This is a genomic window from Paenibacillus cucumis (ex Kampfer et al. 2016), assembly GCF_019748695.1.
GTDB classification, from domain to species: Bacteria; Bacillota; Bacilli; order Paenibacillales; family Paenibacillaceae; genus Paenibacillus; species Paenibacillus polysaccharolyticus.
In genome coordinates this window covers 16,204-40,113 of record NZ_JACLIC010000040.1, presented here as the reverse complement: position 1 = coordinate 40,113, position 23,910 = coordinate 16,204, and the positions used below count along the sequence as shown (strand labels likewise).

Genomic DNA, 23,910 nt, shown 5'->3' with positions numbered 1-23,910 from the left:
GGGTTGATTTTACACGCCAATTTGGCGATGATAGATGCAATATAGTAATTGATCTTGGGGAGGACCATATCACATGGCTAAGGAAAAAATCGTACTCGCCTATTCCGGCGGACTAGACACATCTGTAATTTTGAAATGGTTGAAAGAAACGTATGATGCAGAGATTATCGCGTTTACCGCGGATATCGGTCAGAAGGATGAACTCGACGGACTCGAAGAAAAAGCACTCGCTACGGGCGCTTCCAAAGTATACATCGATGATCTGCGCGACGAATTCGCGAAAGATTTCATCTATCCCATGTTCCAGGCAGGTGCCCTTTATGAAGGTCAATACCTGCTCGGTACAAGTATCGCGCGTCCGCTTATTGCTAAACGTATGGTGGATATCGCGCGTGCAGAAGGCGCTACAGCAATTGCTCACGGCGCTACGGGTAAAGGAAATGACCAGGTTCGTTTTGAGTTGAACGCAGCTGCACTGACACCGGACATTCAAGTGATCGCGCCTTGGCGTCTGGAAGAGTTCCGCAATCAGTTCCCGGGACGTGCAGAAATGATCGCTTACGCTGAAAAACATGGCATTCCGGTTACCGCTTCTGCGGCGAAACCTTACTCCACAGACCGCAACCTGCTACATATCAGCTATGAGAGCGGTGTGCTTGAAGATCCTTGGTTCGATCCGAGCGCGGATGAGAACAAAGATATGTTCCTGCTGAGCAGCGCACCTGAGGATGCACCGGACCAACCGGAGTACCTCGAACTGGAGTTTGAACAAGGTGACTGTGTTGCCCTGAACGGCGAGCGTCTGAGCCCGCTGCAAGTGATGGAGCAACTGAATGAACTGGGCGGCAAACACGGTATCGGCCGTGTGGACATGGTAGAGAATCGTTTTGTCGGCATGAAGAGCCGTGGCGTATACGAAACACCGGGTGGAACGATCCTGTTCACGGCACATCGCAAAATGGAATCCATCACCATGGACCGTGAAGTGATGAACCTGCGTGATAGCTTGATTACTCGTTACAGCACACTTGTGTACAACGGGTTCTGGTTCGCACCGGAACGTCTGGCATTGCAAGCTCTGGTAACGGAAAGCCAGAAGAACGTAACCGGTACGGTTCGTGTGAAACTTTACAAAGGAAATGTTATTGGCGCAGGCGTGAAAAGCCCTGTCAGCCTGTACAATCCGGACATTGCTACCATGGAAGCTGATCCATCGGAGGCTTATGACCAAGGCGATGCAACAGGCTTTATCCGCCTGAACGCACTGCGTTTGAAAGTACATTCCGGTGTGGAACAAAACAAAAAATAATTCACGGCGTGTGGTTCACGCTACATCATAATTACTGACAAGGCGGGCCGTTCTTGCACATTCTGGCAGGGGCGGCTTTGTCCATGAGCGAAAGGGGATACTCACTGTGAGCAAGCTGTGGGGAGGACGTTTTACGAAGCAAACCAACCATCTGGTTGAAGAATATACCGCATCCATTAATTTTGACAAAGCATTGGCGGAAGAAGATATTCAAGGCAGTTTGGCCCATGTGACGATGCTGGGCAAATGCGGTATTTTGCCGGCTGAAGATGTGGAAACGATCAAAGAAGGCCTGATTACCGTTTTGCATAAAATCCGTGCAGGTGAAGTGGAATTCTCCGTATCAGATGAAGACATCCACATGAATATTGAGAAAAATCTGATTGAAACGATTGGCCCTGTCGGCGGTAAACTGCATACAGGTCGTAGCCGGAATGACCAGGTGGCAACCGATATGCACTTGTATCTGCGTGAACGTGTCGTAGGTTTTGTTGGCATGTTACATGCTTTGCAGGAAGCGCTAATCGGACAGGCTAAAGACAATCTGGATACGATTGTACCGGGTTATACCCATTTACAACGTGCTCAGCCGATTTTGTTTGCACACCACTTGATGGCCTATGTATCGATGTTCCAGCGTGATGCGGAGCGTCTGATGGATAGTTACAAACGGATTAATGTACTGCCACTTGGTGCAGGGGCACTTGCAGGTACAACGTTCCCGATTGATCGTCATTTTGTAGCAGAACAGCTTGGTTTTGATGGAGTATATGAGAACAGTCTGGACGCGGTAAGTGACCGTGACTTTATCGTGGAGTTTCTGGCAGCCGCTTCCCTGATCATGACTCACTTGTCCCGTCTGAGTGAAGAGCTGGTGCTGTGGAGCAGCACGGAGTTTGGTTTTGTAGAGCTGGATGATGCGTTCTGCACAGGCAGTAGCATTATGCCGCAAAAGAAAAATCCCGATGTTCCCGAACTCGTTCGTGGGAAAACAGGACGTGTATACGGTAATCTGATCGGATTGCTGACCGTGCTGAAATCTCTTCCGCTGGCTTACAACAAGGATATGCAGGAAGACAAAGAAGGTATGTTTGATACGGTAGCAACGCTTGAAGGGGCGCTTCAGTTATTTGCTCCAATGATCGCTACGATGAAAGTAAACAAGGATCGTATGCGTCAAGCGGTAAACCAGGACTTCTCCAATGCAACGGATATTGCGGATTTCCTCGTCGGTGAAGGTCTGCCTTTCCGTCAAGCGCATGAGGTGATTGGTAAAACCGTATTGTACTGCATCCAGAACGGCAAATATTTGCTTGATCTGACGATTGATGAATTCAAACAATTTTCACCGCTGTTCGATGATCGGATCTATGCTGTGTTACAGCCTGAAGCAGTAGTTAACGCTCGTAATGTTTACGGTGGAACAGCGTCGGGTCAAGTGGCAGAGGCTATTGCTCGCAGTGAGAAGATGCTCGGAGCAACCGAGCAGTGGATTGAAAATCGGGGTTAAGGCATAGGCTACAATCCAAGGTTAGGACTCAAAAAGATTAAAAAAGAAGCATGTTCGAGAGACGAATCTCTGACATGCTTCTTTTGTGTGTTTCCTATTGCTTTAAATTAAGGCTTCAGCCAGCTACCTTCGTTTACAGAAGGTAGCACCTTGCCATCCTGCACAACGATATGTCCGCGGACGATTGTACCTGCCAGACTCGACGGGAAAGTATGCCCGATATAGAGGCTCTGTTTATGCTTGGCGTAATAATTCTCTTCCGTCACGGTAAACGCTTCATTCAGATTTACGATGGCAAGGTCTGCATCCATTCCGATGGCGATACTGCCCTTACGACCTGCAAGTTCAAAACGTGTTGCCGGATTCGAAGCTGTCCAAGCAGCGACGTGCTCTAATGGAATGTTGTGGGCTAATGCAAGTTCCAGAGCAGAGAGTAGTGTGAATTGTCCACCACTGATTCCGCCCCATGCCTGAAAGAGATTATAATCTTTCGGATCTTTCATCTCGTAAGGGCATGGTGAATGATCGGAAGATAGCATATCGAATTTACCTTCTGCCAGGAGGGAGATCAGTCGCTGTTGTTCATCCGCCTCACGCAGGGGAGGGGCACATTTGGCGATAGTCCCTTTTTCACGCAGGCTATCGTGGTTAAAGAGCAGGTAATGTGCGCAAGTTTCTACCGTGACATTCATACCACGGGCTTTTGCCGCCTCAATTTTAGCCACGGCTGCTGCGGAACTGATATGAACAAAATGCAGGGCGCAGCCTGTAATTTCGGAGTAGTAGAGTGCGCGTTCAACCGCCTCGACTTCTGCAAGGATGGGCCTTGTCTCCAGATAGTCATCGGCGCTGACGAGTCCTGCCGCTTCCTTTTCAGCTTTCAACCAGTTTGTTATTGCCGCGCTTTCCGAATGCAGAGCCAGAATTTTGCCGAGAGCTGCAATCTTTTTCATGCCCGTCAGCAGTGTAATGTCGTCTACCGCTTCGAACTCTTTATTACCTGTGGTCGACAAGAAGGCTTTAAACCCAATGACGCCAGATTCGGCTAATGGCTGCAAGTCATCTTCGTTGCCAGGTACGAGCCCGCCCCAGAGGCCGAAATCAACGATAGATTTTTCATTGCCGATGCGTGCCTTCTCCAGCAGAGCTTCTTCCGTGACTGTCGAGGGAATTCCGTTTAGTGGCATATCGAAAAAGGTCGTGCAGCCACCTGCGGCCATCATCGCTGATCCGGTAGTGAATCCTTCCCAGTGCTCCCTTCCTGGTTCACTGAAATGCACGTGTACATCAATCATGCCTGGAAGTACATGCTGTCCAGTGGCATTCCACTCATGTGTAACTTCGCCCTCAAGTGTGGCGGTAATCGCCGCAATCTTGCCATCTTTCACGCCGATATCGACTTGTGCGACACCGTCTGGCAACACCACGCTTCCGCCACGTATGATCAGATCATAATGTTCCATATTCATCCCTCTCTCTTTTTATTGATGTTTAAATGGGTTGGCTCTGGCAGTTAAGTCAGGCTCATTTATTCGTAGATGGTACCTTTCTTGAATGAGGAACCCTTAAAGGCGAACTTGCTGAGTAGCAGATAGGATAGACCTGCGGTAATGAAGCCGATAATCCAGCCGATGTCAACGAGCAGGAAGGCTGCTCCAGCTCCGATGAGCATAGCTAACAAGGCGCTTGGGTTATACCCTTTGAAGGAGCCGTTATCCAGATATAACTCTGCTGTATCGACCTTTTGTTTTCGCAAGATGTAATATTCGACTAGCATGATCGCTACAATGGGGCCCAGGAATGCGGAATAGATCAGAATAAATGTATTCAAACCTTGAGCCGAGGAATCCTGTACGAGTACCCATGGGAACGAACAGAGGGCGAGCAAGCCGGTGATGACAACAGATGCTTTGTATTTAAGCTTGGTAACAAGCGAGATGACGTAAGCGGGTGGTACGATGTTAGCGACCATATTAACGGCAACTGCACCAATAACGATGAAGGCTGAGACGAATACGGTGATGTATGGGTTGTCCACAATAACAGCAAATGCTTTGACTGGATTGGAAATGCCTGTTGCTGCTGCCATCATTGCACCAATGGTCAGAACGAATCCATAAGCGATAACGATCGGGAAGAAGTAGAGCATACTACGCTTTTTGTCACTCATGCCGCTCTTCAGCTCACGAGAATAATCACCTGCACTTAGGAAGATGGCTGCGTAGTTGCCGAGGAATACCATGATGAAAGCAAAGAATGGGAGTCCCCATGTCCCTTTGGCATTCACCCAATTTTCGGTAATAGCTGTGCTGTGGGAGTTAAGTAATAAGGTGAATACATAGACGAGTGCAAGCATGATAACGACGGAAGCGAGAGTTTCAACCCACTTGATTGCGTGAAAGCCATAAAGTGACAGGACAATCTGAACGGCCTGTAGCAAGATAAAACAAACAGGAATACTGTCTAAGCTGCCACCGCTTAATACTTTGACAATTTCATTCAAAGCCGTTGCTCCGACCCAGCTCTGGAAGCCGTACCACACGATGGCGGGCACACCACGTAAAAAGGAGGAGATAATCGATCCTTTGATGCCAAAGGACATTCGCAGTTGAACGACATAAGGGATGCCTGTTCGATAACCAAACCGGTCATTGATCGCAAAGATCACGGAAATGATACCAATGGCAATCATCGCAGCTACAAATGTCTGAAACACATTGAGCGTGGCGACACCAGCAACAATGAGGCTCGCTCCGAGGGTCATGTTACCGAGGTTCACGCCATCCCCGATCCACATGAACATGTAGGGTACTGATCCGATTGTTCTCTCGCTCTCCTGTTTCGGTTTTAAGGAGTCGTCGATGCTGATTTCTTCATGTAGCTGCGTCTGTTTCAGTACTTGTCCTGCCAAATTCGTTGACATATCTGCCCCACTCCTCTTTGATATGGGGTGCCGCAAGGCTGGTTGATCTCTGAATTAACGAGTCGTTCCATCCATTCCTGTCTGCACACCACAGATGATATAAAACATGTAAGATAAAATAACTTAATAATGTTATGTATCCTTACTTGTTCTTTGTATCTCTTATTTTATCATCTTGTTTGTACAATTCATTGACAAAAACGTAGATTGTTCTCGTAATTTCTGTTGAATTTGTATGAAAAAATATGACGTGGTATGTGAAGTTAGGATAAAATGGTGTAAAAAACGCATTTTTGTGTTCAAAACATCTTACAATGTTCGGGTTTCGCTCTCTACCCTATTATCTAGTTTCCGAAGCCCATCAATCTGACAGCTAACCACATCGCCTGGTTGAATGGTGACTGATCCCGGGGTGCCTGTTAAGATGACATCTCCCGGATGAAGTGTCATCACGTTCGACAGAAAAGAAATCAGGTACGCAGGAGAAAAGATCATATGATTAACGGTATTGCTGTGGGCAACATGACCATTGTGCACCGTTTGAATCTCAAGTTCGTTCAGATTTTCGTATTCTTCAGGCGTTGAGAGAGAAGAGCCAAGGCTTAGGAACGTGTCAAAACTTTTGGCACGCTGCATAAACCGGGGGTTGCGGGCATGAATATCCTTGGCAGTCATATCAAGTGAGGTCGTGTAACCTGCTATAACGTCCATTGCCTGCTCTTCACCAATGCCTTTGCATGTTTGTCCGATGACAATCGCGAGTTCTGCCTCAGCAGTGATCTGTCCCGCTCCAAACGGTAAACGAATCGTTTCCCCGGAGCCAATCAGGGATGAATCAGGTTTGAGAAAAATAACGGGTTCATCCTCGGGTGGATGTCCAGATAGTTCGATGGCTTTGTCCCAATAGTTCATGCCGACACCGATGATTTTCCCTGGACGTCGATACAGCGCACGATAGGGCGCGTCATTGACTGGCAGAGAAGACAGTGAGGCAAGCTGCTTGTGTTCATTGCGGTACCAGTTACGTAGTGCGTTGAATTGATTATTTTGCAGCAAAGTAAACGGATCTGTATCCCAGCTCGTGCCGAATTGCTCGTTCAGCCAAGCCAGTGGAGTAATGCCTCGATCCGTCCAAAAAGCAACTTGTTCTCGCCCCTCATCTTCAATCGTTACAAGTCTCATCGGCACACCTTTTCCGCAAACTGTTTTGCCGTCCAATGTAATAACTTAAGATCTGTCTTCGTACCACCGATAAAAGATAACCCTATGGGCAGTCCATCGGGACGGAGAACGGGAACCGTAACCTGGGGTAGCCCCGAAAGCCCTGCAATACAGGAGAGTTGCATCGTTTTGGCGCGGTAGGCTTCTGCTTCAGGACCTTTCAATCCCAGAAGGGGAGCCGGGCCCGGTGCGGTTGGAATAGCCAGCAGACCTTCTTCTCCTAACAAGTCAACGAGGTTACGCCGTACGCGAGCGCGCAACTTCACTTCGGCCTCGCTAGCAGACTTTTCGAGAGAGCAAGCCCATTCAAAACGTTCTGCGATTCCTGGGCCAAATGTCGGGCGTTCTTTTGTAAGCCAGTCGTTGTGTTCGTGCGCAATTTCCAGACCTTGAAGAACACGGAACGTCGCTGACCAGTCTGCCAAGCTCTCGCCGGGTTCGGTTAGATTAATGCATTGATAGCCTTCCAGCTGCCAACCCTCAATTCCATGTAATGTTGAGAGCAAAAGCGAACAATCTTCAGCTTCTGGCAGCTCCCATGCTTCTGTCGCTATGAAGAACTGAGTGAACGGCTTCGTATCTAATTCAGTTGTAATTTCTGATCCATTTTCCTTCAAAAGAAGCTTTTCTTTCAGTAGCACGTTGCCTACGTTACGTACAATAGTGATATCCTTACTCATCCAGCCGACAGTATCAAAGCTATGTGCAAGAGGGATGACCCCCTCTGCCGACACGGCACCATGCGTTGGGCGGAAGCCGTACAGTCCGCAATACGAAGAGGGGATGCGTACGGACCCGCCCGTATCCGTTCCGATGGCGAAATCGGCCAGTCCCGCCGCTGCCGCAACGGCAGACCCACTCGAGGAACCGCCTGGAATCCGATCCGAAGCGAGGGGATTGGTTGGTGTGCCGTAGTGAGCATTTTCCCCATTCAGACTGTACATCAGTTCGTCCGTCTGTGTTGTGCCTTCGAGAATTGCGCCATTCTCCAGCAGGGTAAGCAATGCAGGGGCAGTAGAGGTTGCAGGATCATGTGTGCGAAGCCAATCCGGATTGCCTGCTCCGCTTATTTCTCCCTGAATATTGAAAACATCTTTGACTGCAAAGGTTAGTCCACTTAGTGAGCCAGCTTGATTAGCTGGAAGTCTGATGTCTGCATTAACGTATGCCCCCCAGTGATTAGGCTGGAGCGCATCGGTTGTTTTTTTTGGACCCGTTTTCATTGCAGATGTTTCTGTCTGTTCCTGATTTGAATGTTTCATTAGTTATTCCCCTTTCGTTCTTATACTAGGGCTTAGTGCACTCAGGGAGGAGCGGGAGTGGACTTGGTTCAATAACAAAGCCAGTAAAATACCTACCAAAAGCCCGTTTCCGAGCAGTGGACGTAGCAGTGGGGGTAATGTTGTAAAAATTTCCGACGGTAATCCCATAACGATAATACCTATGAATAATGGCGCAGCCGTCCGGTAGAGGTTTGCCGCATCCATATGAAGCTGTCCGAAATACTGGAGTGAAGAACCTAACAGGCGAAGGTATGTCACGAATAGTATAGCGCTTCCGATACTGAGCGGAAGTTGTGTCAGTAAACCGGTGACGGCTGGAATCAGGCCGATAGCTGCAAACATTAGACCCCCAATAACAAACGGAAGTCTTTCTCGCATACGGGTTTGTTGGAGAAAGCCTACAGAACTAACATATGGAGCGTATGGAACGAGTCCGAGCACACCTGATATCACTGCAAGGATGCCACTGATTGTAAAAGAACGTTTATACTGGCTGCTGGCCGCTTCGTGCTCATAGATAGCGTCCGTACCTTTCAGGGCACCAAATGTGTTTGAAGTGTTGATTAAACCGGCAATCACGGCGATCGCGATTACGCCAGTGTTCAATCCACCCGCAGGTTCCCCAAGCGGGAACCAGACTGCATCGAGTGTTCCTGAATTGGATGTTCCCCCAGAGCTGCCGAAGATAAATACATGTAATGCCCAGCCGCCCAAAATACCAATCAGCAAAGCATACTGCGCTATGGCTGGCCGTGCTTTTATGGATAAGACAGCAACCAAAACAGCCACTGCTGCGGCTAGTAGGAAGATGGCAGGTTGGATGACGTTCGCCTTGTCGGAAGAACCTGATGAGATACCAAGCATACCTTCGAGAAAAATGATATTCAGTCGGCAACCAAGTAAGAACATAAATACAGCCATGACTCCTGGCGTAAATAATTTCGATAAAGGCGTAGCCAGACCGCATAAGCCAATCAGGATTGTGATCACACCCGAGATCAGAATGCCGACGGCGAGACTACCCCCGAGTTCCGTCAAGGATATACCAAGGGAGGGGGCGGATGCGCTAAGGCTCAGGATGACACCCCACCATAACCCCGACTGTCCTTCCATGACGGATCTTTGATGTCCAAGCCATGCTTGTACAGCACATGCGATTCCGGTGAGGATGAATGAACACTGGATCAGAAATTGAATTCGTTCCTGTGGCAATGCAAATGCCGCCCCAACTGTAATAGGTATAACTACTGTATTGGTAAATAAGAAAAACAGCCATTGCAGCCCGCCCAGACCTGAGCGGAGCCAGTTGATTTTAAGCATGTGTCACCTTCCGTGTGGATCTTCGTTGAAAATGTTTCTTGTGCATTCAGGCAATCCATGATGCAGTTGATGTATTTTAACGAAGTCTGAATTGTACAAAAGGATTCCGGCAGTTCCCGGAATCCTTTCAATATTAATAAATAGCCTTGATTCTAATTGACCAATAACAGTGCTCCTATGCGATGTTTAAATCCCTCGGCGCTTTATTCTGCTTGCTCGTAAACGTCAAGGGCCTCTTGCACCCCGCGTCCGATCACAATCGGAGCTTTATGCCGGATTAACACAGCTTCCAGAGCGGATAGGACGAATAGTACGTTTTCTTTCCGACAACTGTAACCCATGGTGCCGATTCTCCAGATCTGCCCATGCAACGGTCCGAATGAGCTAGCGATCTCAATGCCGAACTGGGTCAGAAGTGTAGTTCGTACAGACTCGCCATCAATACCTGCAGGAATTTTTACACAGGTGACGACTGGAAGCTTCCATGCTTTATCGTTGAAAAGCTCCAGACCCATGCCTCGTATACCTGCCATCAGTGCTTTTTCATGTAATCGATGACGCTCGAATCGTGTTTCAAGCCCTTCTTCCAGCAGAATACGCAATCCTTCGCGCAGTGCGTACAGCATGGATGTTGCCTCTGTATGATGATTCAGCCGTCGTGGCCCCCAGTAATCTTGCAACTGGCTCAGATCAAAGTAATTACTGCGGATTGGATGTGCGACATCCCGGCGATCACTCTCAAGTGCAACACCACGTTCTACCTTTTTCCGACTTGCCAGAATGCGTTCAACCCGCTCGTTGTAAGTTACAGGAGCCATGCCAGAAGGGACGGATATGCACTTTTGGGTGCCGCCAATCACGGCATCGAGTTGCCATTCATCTACTTTGACGGGGGCGCCGCCAATGGAAGCAACAGCATCAACGACCGTTAATACACCAAGTTCTCGGCAAGCTGGACCGATCTGGTCCAGTGGCTGCATGCAACCTGTTGAAGTCTCGCCATGTACGATGGCTAAAATTTTCGGCTGAACTCGTTTTATCTCATCGATTACTGCTTGTTGGTCGAATACTTCTCCCCATGGGCATTCCATGAGATGGAGTTCTGCGCCGTGACGTTCGGCAATTTCAGTCAGCAGATGTCCGAAGCGTCCGAAGATAGGAACAAGCACTTTGTCCCCTGGCTCGATCAGGCTGCACAGCACGGCTTCCAGACCGGAACGTGAAGTGCCATCAACCGGAAAGGCCCACTGGTTCGTCGTTTGGAATGTCTGCCGCAACATGTCCATCGTTTCGTTCATCATTCGGGTGAATTCCGGATCGAATTGGCCCAGAATGGGTGTTGCCATGGCTCTTAAAACTCTCGGGTCAACCTCGACTGGTCCTGGGGTCATAATGGTTCTCAAAGGTACATGAATTTCCCGGTACTGTGTCATCTCGTCATCGCCTCCTGGTTCTAGTTGTTCATTCAATATGCCAGCTTATATAACAGGTCGATTAACAGGCGAACTCCGCGCTGCAAATCTTCCGTATGGGTGAATTCAGCAGGGGAGTGGCTAATGCCGCCCTGGCTTGGAACGAATAATAATCCTGTTGCACAATACGTGCCGAAAATCTGTGAGTCATGTCCTGCGCCACTTGTCATTCTTTTGTATGAAATACCTTCGCTTTTTAAAATGTCCTCAGCCGTTTGGTTTAACGTGCAATCCATCGCAACGGGAGGTTCATCCATCCACTTATGGCAAGCGACCGTTGTTCCATGTTCAGAGGCGATGGTCTTGAAGTCACTGAAGCATGCCTCACAAAATTGCTCAATGATCTTGGCATCACTGTGACGAACATCCAGGCTAAAGGTGACCTCGCGTGCAATGACATTACCTACATTCGGTTTAACTTCCATGCGTCCGACGGTGGCGACAAGTCCAGACTCATGGGCTTTGGCCCGATGCATCAATATTCGGATCAACTCGGCTGAAGTAAACATCGCATCACGACGCCACTGCATAGGTGTTGTCCCGGCATGGTTGCTCTCACCGTATACCGTAATGTTATAACGGCGTTGCCCCACGATGTGACTGACGATGCCGATTGATTTCTCTTCGCGTTCAAGCACCTGGCCTTGTTCGATGTGCAGTTCAATAAAACATTCCAGGTCTTTGCGTGTTGGCTGCGCATGAAGTCCGAGTCCGAATCCTGCCTCGTGCATGGCCTGTTCGAAGGGGATTCCGTTTACATCGTTGATGTGGTGGATGGCCTCGCGTTCTTTTACTCCCGTTATGTTGCCTGAGCCCCAATAAGTCATTGGGAAACGACTGCCTTCTTCTTCACACAACGATACCACTTCAATAGGTCTGAGTGGCTGACCATAATGTGTGAGCAAATGTTCCACAGCAATGAGTGCTGCAATGATCCCATAGGCTCCGTCATATTTGCCACCGCCGATCACGGTGTCGACATGAGACCCGGTTAACACTACGTTTGCTTCAGGATCGCGTCCAGAGAGCCGACCAAACAAATTGCCGACATCGTCATAGCGTGCGGATAAACCAAGTTGTTCTATTTTAGCTTGAATCGCCTTCTGAGCTGCGCTCCAAGCCGGGTCATAGAGCAAACGGGTTACACCGCCGCTGTTGTCTTTTCCGTACGAAGCCAGCCATTCGACCATCTCTTCGATCTGCTTAGACAAGGCAGATGGTTTTGGTTGTTCAATCATCAAGTGCAGTATCCCCCATTCCGGCAACGCTAGCTTTCCGACCGATGTTAGATTAATTAACTTGGCATTGCGTTTAATTCATCGTAAAATAAAAAAAATTAAAAAGCATTCACGAAAATGTAGAAGAATAGCTGAATTCGTTGTGCATGTTAACCATAGGGGTGGAGAAGGATGAAAATGAGTGACCTGCTGAAGCTGGGTGTATTCAACGGCACAATCGTGGTAGGGGGAAGCGGTGGTTTGAATCGGGAGGTTCATACCGTCAATATGATGGATGCTCCTGATATTATTCCGTACTTGAAAAGAAATGAGTTACTGATTACGACGGCTTTTCACTTCAAGGATGACCTGCCGGCTTTGCTTGAACTGATTCGTGAGATGGGGCAACAGGAATGTGCAGGACTGGGTATCAAAAGCAAAAGATTTCTCGGCAACATTCCTGAATCCGCAGTTCAGCTGGCAAACGAGTTGGATATGCCTCTGGTGGAACTGCCTGTTGATCCTTCGCTAGGTGATATTGTCAACAAATCACTGAGCCATATCCTCGATGTGCGAACAACGGAATTGCATAATGCCATACAGACCCATCGCCAGTTCACCCAACAAATTATGAGCGGTCAAGGTATACCTAAGCTGCTTGATCAATTATCTGCTTTGCTGCGATTTCCTGTATATTTGCTCGGGCCGTATCTGCAGCCAATCTTCGGCCGAGTTCCTGCTAAAACGGCTGCGCAACTGGAGATGTTATTATCTGGCGGCGGTCAAATTCATGTTGCGCCTTCCGTGTTCTCCGCATTTTCCTTGTTAGGTGAGGAACGTGAAACGTTAACATTATTTCCCGTATACACCCATAGACAAGTGCATTTCCTGTGTATTACCGGTTTCATATCACCTGCTGAACGTTCAAGCATTCTGACCATTGAACAGGCAACGAATGTGATTGCGTTTGAATTAATGAAGGATAATGCATTGAAGCAGAATCGGCGCCGGATCCAGAATGAGTTTTTTACTAACTTTATTGGAGGGGTCTTCTCGAGCAACGAGGAGATTGCAAACCGGGCAAGGGAGTTCGGACTGTCCAGTGATCAACGATACCTTTGTGTGGTCGGCAAGCTGAATAGCAAGGATCGAGCGACGTCATTCATGCAATATAAGGCAGAACAGGATCAGATTGCTGAACATCTTCAAGGGGAGTTAGCGCACTTCCGCCATCCCATATATTTGTTCACCCATGACCGATCCTATGTGCTACTCATGCCGCTGGTTGAAGAGTGGGAGATGGTCAAACCTTCCTTTATCGAGTTACTGGAACGTCTGCAACGTAAAATTGCCATGTATTACGAATCGGAGCTGTCATTTGGTCTTAGCAGTTATGCCCAGCCACTTAGCCAGATTCCTTTATCTTTTAAAGAGGCGAATGAAGCTCTCTATTTCGGGAGTATATCGGGAAAAATGCGCTTTATCGAAATGTATCAGCCGAAGGAAGTATCTGAAATTTTGCGTTTGATCCCCCATGATCATCTGAGAAAATTTTATGTGGATACGATGCAAGGATTCGAAGATGAAACACTTAAGGATCACCATATGTTGCTTCATACATTGTCTGTATATCTGGAAACGCATTGTCATCTTGCCGAGACGGCAAAGCGGCTTTATATTCACCGGAATACTGTAATTTATCGACTGGAAAAATGCGAAGAGATTATTGGTCGTAGCCTGAAAGACCCGGAGGAGACATTGCGTCTTCGGATGGCCTTTCGGATCAAAGCGTTGCTACCAGAAGGAGGAAAAGCGGCGTATTGAGAGAGTGACCTAATATGATTACAAGCAGGCTGAGATAAACTGTACCCCCAGGTTAGTTATAGTAACCGAGGAGGCACAGTCCACTTTAAGCCTGCTTTTTTAGTTGGCAATTAATACAGGAGAGGGAGGCCTCTCTTATGTGCCTCAGTCTCTTTTAGACAGTGGTAACCACTTCAACACATTCTGAATTTTCATGTCCCAGTAACCCCATTCATGTTCCCCGGGTTCTTCCTCATAAGTTAACTTGAAGTCTGTCTCGGCGCAGGCTTTACGGAATGTCTGATTATCTTCATACAGAAAATCCTCTGTACCACAGCATTGATAGAGGAGTGGCCGTGGAGCCGGGTTATGTTTACTCTCCTGGAGCAAATGGATTAAATCGTTCTCTGAGCCTGCAAATTGAGGCCCGAAGATACGTAACAGTTCGGCCTGCCGTAAAGCGGATGGGGCGTCGTTGCTCAAATGAGCGGCCATGTCAAGAGCACCCGAAAGACTTGCCGCCGCAGCGTACTGATCCGGTTTTCGCAGAGCCAGCTTGAAGGCACCGTATCCGCCCATGGATAGGCCAGCAACGAAATTATCTTCGCGTTTCGGTGACAGCGGGAAGAAGGAGCGCGCGAGTTTAGGCAATTCCTCACTAATGAATGTCCAGTATTGTCCTCCCTCTGCCATGTCCGTGTAGAAGCTGCGATGAACCTGAGGCATAACGACCGCAATTCCGAGTGAAGCGACATAACGTTCAATCGATGTGCGGCGTAGCCAGATGGAATCGTCATCGGACATCCCGTGAAGCAAATACAGGGTTGGGTGCAGACCAGAACCCGTGACGTTTTCCATTCCGATCTGATTGTGGGTCTGCTGTGGCAGAATCACATGCATGCTTGTACTTAATCCGAGGGCATCCGAGTAGAAATCACATTTAATGAGTGCCATACCAAAAAGTAACCCCTTTCATAGATGGAAGTTTAAAAGGATGTTTCTATGCAATGGAAAAGGTACGAAAGCTGAATAATATCAGCTACTATTCAAGGTTATACTCAAAATAAAGTAAACGCAATGACAGGATATAAAACGTATTCGATATCTGCGTAAATAATCTTTGTATAATCCATTTTCTGGACAAAACAAAGAAATAAATAAACAAAGAATAGATTATTTCATCACATATGACCTCGTATCTTTACAGCGTAACAATGTTTTGTTACACTGACTTTAATGAAAAGGGGGTCCTGAAATTGACGGATGATTTGATCTCCAAAAAAGAGCTACTTGACCTGACAGGCATTTCATACGGTCAATTATATCGTTGGAAACGAAAAAACCTGATTCCTGAGGAGTGGTTTATTCGAAAGTCTTCTTTTACTGGGCAGGAAACATTTTTTCCTAAACAGCAAATTTTACAGCGGATCGACAAGATTGTTCATATGAAAGACGGGTTGTCACTGGATGAGCTGGCAGATGTGTTCTCGCCAACACTTGGTGAGGTGGAGATGTCAAACCAACAACTGCTGGATCGAAACATTGTTTCGTTATCTTCACTTGATCTATTAAACGAGGCGGGGCGCCAGCAGTCATTATATGGTCTCGAACAGATTATGATGCTTTATGTGCTTGAAAAGCTGCTTCTAAACGGGGATATCACTCAACAGGAGGGGTTACTCCTGATTGATGTAATGTCTGAACACTATTACCGGTTCCGTGACCGTGCTAGTGAATTGCTTCTTATTCGCAAGATGGGCGTACCTGCTTTTATGGTAGTGAACTCGGGAGCTGAACTTTATTTTGATCAAGGGGTAAAAGTGGTACTTCGCATTCCGCTTGCAACGTTCATGGAAGAATTAAAACTTAAATTGGGCTGAGGGGGATTTTACGAATGGAAGAACGTCACTTAAGAAATGATTTGAATGTCACAGGCTCTCGCAAAACAACAGGCGGTTCTTATCACCGAGTAAATATTGACGGTATGGCTAAACTGGATGGTGATCTGGATTGTTCCTCCCTAAGCGTTAACGGGACGCTGAAAATCTACGGTTCCCTCGTCTCCGAGAGCACAACGATCAACGGAATGGCCAAAGTGGAGGGAGAACTGCGGACCCAATCTCTAGATGTTAATGGAACATTGGGAGTTCATGGTGCGGCGCGTGCCGAGAGTACGATGGTTAATGGAATGTGTACCATTAATGGTCCACTGGTCAGCAATCGGGTACGTGTGGATGGCATGACCACGATTAATGGAGACTTATCTACGCCTGAGTTTACTGTGAACGGAAAGTGTAATGTGCGCGGTAGAGTGGACAGTGAGCGTATTGATATCGGTGGTATGGCAACGATTGATGGAGATGTGCAGGGTGAAGTGATCAACGTTCAGGGCAATATTAAAGTGGGCGGACTACTTAATGCGGACAGTGTGGAGATTCGTTTATACACGTCCTCTTCAGCAAGAGAAGTAGGCGGTGAGCGTATCGACATTCGGCGCAAGGAACGCAGCGGATTATGGAAAGCACTCGGTTTGGGCGGTGCGCCATCCTTCAGGGCTCAACTGATCGAGGGCGATGAGATTGTACTGGAAGATACCGAAGCGGATACGGTTCGAGGGAGTCGAGTCCATATTGGGCGCGGCTGTAATATCCGGTTTGTGGAGTACTCTGGCGAACTATCCGTTGATCCGGAAGCGAAGGTTGGCAACAGCGAGCGAATTTAGCCAAGAGGCAAGATGCAAGAGACGGCTCGTATAATCTTATAAAAGTAGAACTTATGGTTATCCCCCAAGGTAGAAGGTTTTGCCATAAAGCAATCGGTCCTTGGACTGATTGCTTGTTACTTCTTTTCGGATATACTAATGCAGTCATATGAATAGAACGGGAATGGAGAGATTAACAACAATGGCTGCGCGTAACAATAAAATTGGATTTGTGCTGGCAGGTTTGCTGCTCAGCATCTTAATGGCCTCTATGGATAATACCATTGTGGCTACGGCCATGGGGGATATCGTGGGCAAGCTCGGCGGGCTCGACAAGTTCGTCTGGGTAACTTCTGCCTACATGGTGGCTGAGATGGCAGGTATGCCGATTTTCGGTAAACTGTCGGATATGTATGGACGTAAAAAGTTTTTTGTCTTCGGGATCATCGTATTTATGCTTGGCTCCGCTTTGTGTGGAACTGCGACATCCATCGTGGAACTGACGATGTACAGAGCAATTCAAGGAATTGGTGCAGGAGCACTGGTGCCGATTGCGTTCACGATTATGTTCGACGTCGTTGCGCCTGAATCGCGGGGGAAGCTGGGTGGTCTGTTTGGGGCAGTGTTCGGTCTTTCGAGTGTATTCGGGCCGCTGCTAGGTGCGTACATTACAGAGTATGCCACATGGGAATGGGTGTTTTACATCAATCTGCCGCTCGGTTTGATTGCATTTCTGTTTATCGCATTTTTCTATAAGGAATCTCACCAGCATCAGTCACAGCAGATTGACTGGCTGGGTGCTGTTACCCTGATTGGTGCCGTGGTTTGCCTGATCTTTGCGCTGGAGCTGGGTGGCAAGACGTTTGCTTGGGACTCTGCACAGATCTTGGGGCTGTTTGCCGGATTTATCGTGCTGGCATTGATCTTCTTGTATGCAGAAACGAAGGCCAAAGAGCCGATTATTTCATTCGGTATGTTCCGCAAGCGGGTGTACTGGTCAAGCAATGTTATTGCCATGTTCAGTGGTGCTGCGTTCATCACGGCATCCGTCTATATCCCGATTTTCATCCAGGGCGTACTCGGTGGCAAAGCGACCAACTCGGGTCTTGTCCTTCTGCCTATGATGCTGGGTTCCGTCGTGACGGCTTCTATGGGCGGTGTGCTCATGACCAAAACGAAATACCGCAATATTATGATTCCAACGCTGGCATTGCTTGTAGTGGGTCTGGGGTTGCTCACGACATTGGATGAAGGTTCATCCCTATGGACAATTCGGGTATACATGGTCATGATTGGCCTTGGTGTCGGTGCATCCTTCTCCGTACTTAGCAATGCAGCTATGAACGCCTTCGAACCGCAAAGACGCGGTGCCGCCAGTTCAACGCTGAACTTTCTGCGTTCCCTGGGCATGACGATGGGCATCACGATCTTTGGCATTGTACAGAGTCAAGTGTTTACGCGCAAAATGACAGACAACATGGCTGGTGCCGCTGGAGAAGCTGGTGCAACGACTGGGGCGCCTGCAGGTGGTCTGCCTGCCGGGATGGATCTGACAGATCCGCATGCACTGTTATCACCAGAGCTGCGTCAAGGGATTCCCTCACAGGTGCTGGAGTCCATCACACATGCGTTATCCTCTTCCATTGTACAGCTGTTTGCCTGGGCGGTTATTCCGGCAGCTCTTGCACTTATCGCGTCCTTCTTCATGGGGAAAGAGAAAATGGTTGTTGGAGAAGAGCAACACGAGTATACAGGTGGGCACTAAAGCAGATGAGAACGAAGTTAAGCCATCATCGACCGTGTATTTGAAGCATAGATCCGGTGAGCTTGAGTTATAACGTTTTGCAAGCTTTAAGCTAAGGAAACAAAAGGTTATGCAATAAACGGATTTTACAAATCCGTAAATCTAGTGCACCTGTCTCATATCCCGTACAAGGGTATGAGACAGGTGCATTTTTACTTTTTAAGGATCATTCGTTAGTTGTTTTTAAGGCTTACATTTACTTTAAACTAAAATAAGTTGAACTTTCATTTACACAATAACGGAGAGGACAGAAAAAACCTGAAGAAGCGAAGCGCTCGCCTTTATCCCTGGATTTTCCCCTTTGGAAAAGGGAATCCAAAAAATCCGGGGATAACAGCGATCGGAAGGTTATTCTGTCAGCGAAGTGTCCAGTGTAAAGCTTCCCCGTTTAACTTATATTTCCACCTGAATTTAAGGCTGATTCCCCTCACGAATGCCATCCTCCACCACGGAAGGTTGCTGTGGATCAGGCATGCTAATATGACCTGAGCGGGCAATCAGACGGCTCTGTGCTTTGTAGGTATCGCGTGAGATTGTTTTGGTTTCAACGACTTTGCCATCAACTCGCTTCGTGCGTACCGTCTCAACGATGTACCCGGGCTGTCCATTCTGAAGCACTTGCTGGGCACCGTCAGGTAGCACGTTACTGGATACATACTTTACAGGTGCACTGAGCGTTTCAATCGTACGAGACTCCAGCGCATAACTGACGTTCTCGGGGAATGTGCCGAAAAACTTCACCACCATGCGCCCGCCTTGCACCTTGGCATGGATCAACAGGGATTTCTCGGTGCTGTTTCGAAAACGAAAGTTAATGGCGCCCGAGGCAAAGGTGGCATCTAACCCTTTCGGTATATATTTAACGGGCAACGAGTGATTACGCCGTTCCACAATATCCAGGCCCGTTAGCAGAGCGGCATTATATACGGTGCTGGATACCTGACAGATTCCTCCGCCAATTCCGGGCATCAGCCTGCCATTCACGATGACTGGTGCTTCCCGAAAACCATATTCCTTCTCCGCTTTGCGAATCACCTTTTCATAGTCGAACACACCTTCAGGCGGCAAAATCATCCCGTTGATGGCCTGAGCCGCCGCGCTGACGTTATGTATCCGACCTTGGCTGCTGTTTCCCAGCCCTGTGGAAAATTGAATGATTTTTCGCTCGATGCCTTCCTGCTTTAGTGAATCGATCGTTACCTCTGGTTTCAAGGTGTATAGAGGTAAAAGAATGCGGATGGGTTCTGGTTTTACTCCATCCATCACATCGCTCAGCTCCCTGTGCAACCTGGTCTGCATGAGGGTGCTAAGTGTTTTCCAATCAATCCGGCGCACGCTTTTCTCCGGAATGTACTGCACTTGATCATTTGCGGTGATGCGGCGGACGGCTTCGGTCGGCGTACCGAAGGTTTCTTTTTCCCAGGCAGGGCTAAGCAATTGTTGAAAGGTTTGTTCATTGTAGTTCATATCCAAAGAGAAGGTCTGGGGAAATTGATACCGTGCATACGCGCGTTCCCACAGGTTCCCCTCATCCAGCTGTTGTACTGCGGCCTTGAAGCTGTCTGCACTGTAACTCACTCCTAGTTCGGCGGCAGTATGTGACATCGTTATCGGGTTTGGTTCAGCCACTTCCAGTGTGACAGGCCAGTCCTGTAATTGTTGAATGCGAGTGTGCAGTTCTGCCAGTACCTCTTTGCGATGTTTGCCATCGATGGCCCAGCCGCTAATCTGTACCCCTTTTGGCAAAGTAGGCTGGTTTACGTACATATAGAGCAATCCATAGGACGCGGAGCCGATCAAGAGCAGGGAGAACAGGGCGATGACCGTTACATGTATTTTTTTCATAACCAAACGCTCCTTTTGGCTTCTGTTGTTCCGGAATTCGTAACACTCTCTATCTATATGATCCAAGGGTGGAAAACTTTCGGGTACTCAATAGGTAACAAATTTGTTACAATAAACTTCATATGAATCCATGCTTCACCAGCAAAAGAGGGACAGGATGGATTTTTCCTGATGAATTTCAGGCCTTTTTAAAGGAAATGCCGGGATTGTGTCGAAATCATAATGGCTAACTATGTGAGCAGGAAGTGATGATGTGATAGAAATGCAGGACGTGTGGAAGACCTACGCCAATGGTACCCACGCATTACAAGGGGTGTCGGTGAAGATCGACCGCAATGAATTTGTCTATATCGTTGGTCCATCCGGTGCAGGCAAATCGACATTCATGAAATTAATGTACAGAGAAGAAGTGCCAACCAAAGGGCAAATATCCATTAACGGATTTAATATTGGCAAGTTGAAACCACGAAAAATCCCTTATGTACGTCGTAATATCGGTGTTGTATTTCAGGATTTCCGCCTGCTACCGAAGATGACAGCATATGAGAACGTGGCTTTTGCGATGGAAGTTATTGAAGCGCCGAAGCGTCACATCAAGAAAAGGGTTATGGAAGTGCTCGATCTGGTAGGACTGCGCAGCAAGGCTAATCGCGAACCTTCACAGCTATCAGGCGGGGAACAGCAACGGATTGCAATCGCACGTGCGATTGTGAACAATCCATCTGTTATTATTGCGGACGAGCCTACAGGGAACTTGGACCCTGAGACGTCATGGGGCATTATGCAATTGCTGGACGAAATTAATTTTCGGGGCACAACGATTGTGATGGCTACGCACAACAGAGATATTGTAAATACGATGCGTAAACGGGTTATCGCCATTGAAAGCGGACAGATTGTACGGGATCAGATGAGAGGGGAATACGGTTATGAATTTTAGTACTCTCTTGCGACATCTGCGGGAGGGCTTCAAGAACGTATTCCGCAATGGCTGGATGTCAGTGGCCTCCGTCATGTCGATTATCGTCTCTCTGTTTATTCTTGGCGTGTTTATGTTGCTTGTGCTTAACGTGAATTCTATGGCCAATCAGGTAGACAGCCAGGTAGAGATCAGTACGTTTCTGGAGCTGAATGTGGACGAGAACCTGCGCAATGTCATTGGTCAGGAGATCAGTGCCATGCCTGAAGTCAGCGAGATTCGAATTGTTCCGAAGGATGAAGGATTAAAAGAATTTCGTGATCGTCTAGGCGAAAATGCGGATAATGTTCTCGGTGGTTTCGATGTAGATAACAATCCATTGCCAGATACGATTGAAGTTAAGGTAATTGAACCGGAAACGGTCAATTTTGTCGCGCAGAAGATTGAAGCATTGAACGAGAAACATGCCGAGAAGCCGATCATGAAAGTGAACTACGGCAAGGAAACGGTAGATGTGTTATTCAAATTTACGAAGCTTGTTCGTAATATCGGATTTATTTTTGTAGGGGGACTGGGCCTGATGTCGATGTTCCTGATCTCGAATACGATTCGCGTAACGATTCTGGCGCGCCGCCGGGAGATTGGCATTATGAAACTGGTGGGTGCAACCAACACCTTTATCCGCTGGCCTTTCTTTATTGAAGGGGCGTTAATTGGACTGATCGGTTCCGTCATTACGGTCGCGGTTCTGTTCTTCGGATATAGTCAATTGATGTCAACGATTGGTCAGGATGTCTTCATGCAGATGCTGAATCTAATTCCACTCAGCGAGATCTGGCCACTGATGGGAACGTTGCTGATTGGTCTTGGTGTGCTCGTAGGCATTTTGGGCAGTACACTGTCCATTCGCAAGTCGCTCAAAGTGTAGAAAATGTCGAAAAGAATGAAAAAACAGGTTCATTATTGAACGCTGTTTGACGATATGTAGAAAAGACGCAACTGTTGTTTTGATGAAAGAAAGCAAAGAACATGCTGTTCACCACCTGTGCAGGTTGCTTTCTTGTGAATTCATAGGATGGGGGATCATCATTTTGAAAAAAACCGCTTCGCTGCTGGCCTTTATGTTACTGGCCGGTATGACGTTTCAACCTTCTGACGGATATGCCAAGAATAGCATCAGCGATATTGATCAACAGATTCAGCAACTGGAGAGCAAGGCGGCTTCCGCCAAGCAGGAGCAAAAAAAGGCTGCGGCCAATAAACAGGAAGCGCAACATTACAAGAACAAAACCAATGCTTACCTGAAGGTTGTCTTGGAACAGATCAATGTCGTGAGTGATGAGCTGGCCAGTGTATCGTTGCAGATTGAAAATACGGAGGAAGATCTTCGTACAACGAAAAAAGATCTGCAAGCAGCAGAAGACCGGATCGTCGCAAGAGAAAAACTGCTAGAGTCACGTGTACGCCTGATGTATACGGATGGGGCAGTATCCTACCTTGATGTCCTTTTATCTTCCACCAGCTTTACCGATTTTCTGACCCGTGCGGACTCGCTTAAAACGATTGTGGATCAGGATCAGCATCTCTTGGATGAACATAAAAAGGACAAGCAACTTGTGGTAGAGAAAAAGGCAGATTTGGACCGACAATATGCGGAGGCCAAAAGCCTGTATTCACAGAAGAAACAGCGCAAGTCGCAGCTGAACGATAAAGAGAAAGAAAAGCAGGTGCTCCTGGCTTCATATGATGCTAAAATTGAACAATCCGAAGAGTTGACGGCTGAGCAGGAAGCTGTGTTGATGCAGATTGCTGGCAAACGCTCAGCTCTGTTACAGGAGAAAAATAAATTGCGTGAGCAACAGGCCGCAGCTGCAGCCAAAGCTCGGGCCCAAGCTGCGGCACGTGCCAAAGCAGCAGCCAAGGCGCCAACACGTGTAAGTTCAAGCAGCAACGGTGAGGTAACTTATTCGTCAGGTAGCGGTATTTTTGCAAGACCGGTGTCTGGTGGACGCATTTCTTCACCGTTCGGTCCGCGAATTCACCCGATTACAGGGGAAGTAGGCAAACTACATGCAGGTGTCGATTTTGCCGTTCCAGTAGGCACATCCGTTCATGCGGCTTCCGGCGGGATTGTCATTATGGCTGAATGGTATAGTGGCTATGGCTACACGGTTATTATTGATCATGGCGGAGGTCTGTGGTCATTGTACGGCCATTTGCGTGAAGGTGGATTCAAGGTTAGCAAGGGAGATACGGTAAATAAAGGCGATACGATTGCCGAGTCTGGCAATACAGGGAACTCAACTGGGCCTCACTTGCACTTTGAAGTGCGTGATAATGGAACAGCTGTGAATCCGATGAACTATTTGTAGATTGTCTGATTTAATGCGATGCAACTTATATTAAGTTGAACTATTCATTTACGGAGAGGAATAACAGCGATTGTAAGGTTATTCTGTCATTGGAGTGGGCTGTGTAAACTTTTCAGTTCAAATTATATAGTCTAAACTTCGAATGGAAAAATCATAATCCGTACAAGCTAGACATATACTAAGCTGGCATGTTCAGGGAATGATTCGGGGC

Annotated in this window: 18 protein-coding genes; 9 read left to right on the top strand and 9 right to left on the bottom strand. The window is 47.7% G+C overall.

Annotated features, from left to right (window positions below):
* Positions 1-73 precede the first annotated feature (73 nt).
* Entirely contained in the window at positions 74-1,309 is a 1,236-nt protein-coding gene (locus H7T88_RS22695) for an argininosuccinate synthase (RefSeq protein ID WP_090922968.1), read from the top strand.
* A gap of 106 nt (positions 1,310-1,415) precedes the next feature.
* Positions 1,416-2,819: an argininosuccinate lyase gene (gene argH / locus H7T88_RS22690; protein WP_221790459.1), complete on the top strand. Its 1,404-nt coding sequence runs from the start codon at positions 1,416-1,418 to the stop codon at positions 2,817-2,819.
* A 107-nt stretch (positions 2,820-2,926) separates the two neighbouring features.
* On the opposite strand, the gene H7T88_RS22685 is transcribed toward argH, so the two are convergent.
* The 7 genes from H7T88_RS22685 to allC all read right to left on the bottom strand — a co-directional run bounded on the left by H7T88_RS22685 (position 2,927) and on the right by allC (position 12,276).
* On the bottom strand, positions 2,927-4,282 hold the full coding sequence (locus tag H7T88_RS22685; RefSeq protein WP_221790456.1) for an allantoinase: 1,356 nt from the start codon (positions 4,280-4,282) through the stop codon (positions 2,927-2,929).
* A 65-nt stretch (positions 4,283-4,347) separates the two neighbouring features.
* On the bottom strand, positions 4,348-5,742 hold the full coding sequence (locus H7T88_RS22680; RefSeq protein WP_154984715.1) for an NCS1 family transporter: 1,395 nt from the start codon (positions 5,740-5,742) through the stop codon (positions 4,348-4,350).
* 309 nt (positions 5,743-6,051) lie between these two features.
* Complete coding sequence (locus H7T88_RS22675; protein WP_221790454.1) at positions 6,052-6,924, bottom strand: fumarylacetoacetate hydrolase family protein; 873 nt, start codon at positions 6,922-6,924, stop codon at positions 6,052-6,054.
* Entirely contained in the window at positions 6,921-8,186 is a 1,266-nt protein-coding gene (locus H7T88_RS22670) for an amidase (RefSeq protein WP_221790507.1), read from the bottom strand. The genes H7T88_RS22675 and H7T88_RS22670 overlap by 4 nt, the downstream gene beginning before the upstream one ends.
* A gap of 42 nt (positions 8,187-8,228) precedes the next feature.
* The gene (locus H7T88_RS22665) at positions 8,229-9,566 is read right to left on the bottom strand and encodes a uracil/xanthine transporter (protein ID WP_221790452.1); all 1,338 of its coding nucleotides are present in this window, start codon (positions 9,564-9,566) and stop codon (positions 8,229-8,231) included.
* A gap of 203 nt (positions 9,567-9,769) precedes the next feature.
* Positions 9,770-10,999 (bottom strand): (S)-ureidoglycine--glyoxylate transaminase, encoded by a 1,230-nt coding sequence (gene pucG, locus H7T88_RS22660; protein ID WP_221790450.1) that lies wholly within the window; start codon positions 10,997-10,999, stop codon positions 9,770-9,772.
* Positions 11,000-11,031: 32 nt separating this feature from the next.
* Complete coding sequence (gene allC, locus H7T88_RS22655; protein WP_221790505.1) at positions 11,032-12,276, bottom strand: allantoate deiminase; 1,245 nt, start codon at positions 12,274-12,276, stop codon at positions 11,032-11,034.
* Between the two features lie 171 nt (positions 12,277-12,447).
* Between allC and H7T88_RS22650 the strand changes: the two genes are divergently transcribed.
* Positions 12,448-14,079: a PucR family transcriptional regulator gene (locus tag H7T88_RS22650; protein WP_221790449.1), complete on the top strand. Its 1,632-nt coding sequence runs from the start codon at positions 12,448-12,450 to the stop codon at positions 14,077-14,079.
* Positions 14,080-14,223: 144 nt separating this feature from the next.
* Here H7T88_RS22650 and H7T88_RS22645 read toward each other — a convergent pair whose 3' ends face one another.
* Positions 14,224-15,012, bottom strand: a complete 789-nt coding sequence (locus H7T88_RS22645) for an alpha/beta hydrolase (RefSeq protein WP_090922985.1) — start codon at positions 15,010-15,012, stop codon at positions 14,224-14,226.
* A 302-nt stretch (positions 15,013-15,314) separates the two neighbouring features.
* Here H7T88_RS22645 and H7T88_RS22640 point away from each other — a divergent pair, with 302 nt between their 5' ends.
* From H7T88_RS22640 to H7T88_RS22630, 3 genes are all read left to right on the top strand, one after another.
* A complete protein-coding gene (locus H7T88_RS22640) occupies positions 15,315-15,938 on the top strand; it encodes a YhbD family protein (RefSeq protein ID WP_221790447.1) in 624 nt (207 codons plus the stop codon).
* Between the two features lie 14 nt (positions 15,939-15,952).
* Positions 15,953-16,780 (top strand): polymer-forming cytoskeletal protein, encoded by an 828-nt coding sequence (locus tag H7T88_RS22635; protein ID WP_090922989.1) that lies wholly within the window; start codon positions 15,953-15,955, stop codon positions 16,778-16,780.
* A gap of 181 nt (positions 16,781-16,961) precedes the next feature.
* A complete protein-coding gene (locus H7T88_RS22630; RefSeq protein ID WP_221790503.1) occupies positions 16,962-18,524 on the top strand; it encodes an MDR family MFS transporter in 1,563 nt (520 codons plus the stop codon).
* 450 nt (positions 18,525-18,974) lie between these two features.
* Here the strand turns inward: H7T88_RS22630 and H7T88_RS22625 are convergent, their stop codons facing one another.
* Entirely contained in the window at positions 18,975-20,408 is a 1,434-nt protein-coding gene (locus H7T88_RS22625; protein WP_221790445.1) for a VanW family protein, read from the bottom strand.
* 253 nt (positions 20,409-20,661) lie between these two features.
* Here H7T88_RS22625 and ftsE point away from each other — a divergent pair, with 253 nt between their 5' ends.
* From ftsE to H7T88_RS22610, 3 genes are all read left to right on the top strand, one after another.
* Positions 20,662-21,348: a cell division ATP-binding protein FtsE gene (ftsE, locus tag H7T88_RS22620; protein WP_221790443.1), complete on the top strand. Its 687-nt coding sequence runs from the start codon at positions 20,662-20,664 to the stop codon at positions 21,346-21,348.
* Positions 21,338-22,255 (top strand): permease-like cell division protein FtsX, encoded by a 918-nt coding sequence (ftsX, locus tag H7T88_RS22615; RefSeq protein WP_154984706.1) that lies wholly within the window; start codon positions 21,338-21,340, stop codon positions 22,253-22,255. The genes ftsE and ftsX overlap by 11 nt, the downstream gene beginning before the upstream one ends.
* 163 nt (positions 22,256-22,418) lie before the next feature.
* Positions 22,419-23,699: a murein hydrolase activator EnvC family protein gene (locus tag H7T88_RS22610; protein ID WP_221790441.1), complete on the top strand. Its 1,281-nt coding sequence runs from the start codon at positions 22,419-22,421 to the stop codon at positions 23,697-23,699.
* Positions 23,700-23,910 lie beyond the last annotated feature (211 nt).

What these genes read in the sequence shown, in the direction of transcription:
- pucG (WP_221790450.1), bottom strand. Translation starts at nt 10,999, where the DNA reads ATGACACAGTACCGGGAAATTCATGTACCTTTGAGAACCATTATGACC.
- ftsX (WP_154984706.1), top strand. Translation starts at nt 21,338, where the DNA reads ATGAATTTTAGTACTCTCTTGCGACATCTGCGGGAGGGCTTCAAGAAC.
- H7T88_RS22630 (WP_221790503.1), top strand. Translation starts at nt 16,962, where the DNA reads ATGGCTGCGCGTAACAATAAAATTGGATTTGTGCTGGCAGGTTTGCTG.
- H7T88_RS22685 (WP_221790456.1), bottom strand. Translation starts at nt 4,282, where the DNA reads ATGGAACATTATGATCTGATCATACGTGGCGGAAGCGTGGTGTTGCCA.
- allC (WP_221790505.1), bottom strand. Translation starts at nt 12,276, where the DNA reads ATGATTGAACAACCAAAACCATCTGCCTTGTCTAAGCAGATCGAAGAG.
- H7T88_RS22650 (WP_221790449.1), top strand. Translation starts at nt 12,448, where the DNA reads ATGAAAATGAGTGACCTGCTGAAGCTGGGTGTATTCAACGGCACAATC.
- H7T88_RS22665 (WP_221790452.1), bottom strand. Translation starts at nt 9,566, where the DNA reads ATGCTTAAAATCAACTGGCTCCGCTCAGGTCTGGGCGGGCTGCAATGG.
- H7T88_RS22675 (WP_221790454.1), bottom strand. Translation starts at nt 6,924, where the DNA reads ATGAGACTTGTAACGATTGAAGATGAGGGGCGAGAACAAGTTGCTTTT.
- H7T88_RS22695 (WP_090922968.1), top strand. Translation starts at nt 74, where the DNA reads ATGGCTAAGGAAAAAATCGTACTCGCCTATTCCGGCGGACTAGACACA.
- H7T88_RS22670 (WP_221790507.1), bottom strand. Translation starts at nt 8,186, where the DNA reads ATGAAAACGGGTCCAAAAAAAACAACCGATGCGCTCCAGCCTAATCAC.
- H7T88_RS22680 (WP_154984715.1), bottom strand. Translation starts at nt 5,742, where the DNA reads ATGTCAACGAATTTGGCAGGACAAGTACTGAAACAGACGCAGCTACAT.
- H7T88_RS22635 (WP_090922989.1), top strand. Translation starts at nt 15,953, where the DNA reads ATGGAAGAACGTCACTTAAGAAATGATTTGAATGTCACAGGCTCTCGC.
- H7T88_RS22645 (WP_090922985.1), bottom strand. Translation starts at nt 15,012, where the DNA reads ATGGCACTCATTAAATGTGATTTCTACTCGGATGCCCTCGGATTAAGT.
- H7T88_RS22625 (WP_221790445.1), bottom strand. Translation starts at nt 20,408, where the DNA reads ATGAAAAAAATACATGTAACGGTCATCGCCCTGTTCTCCCTGCTCTTG.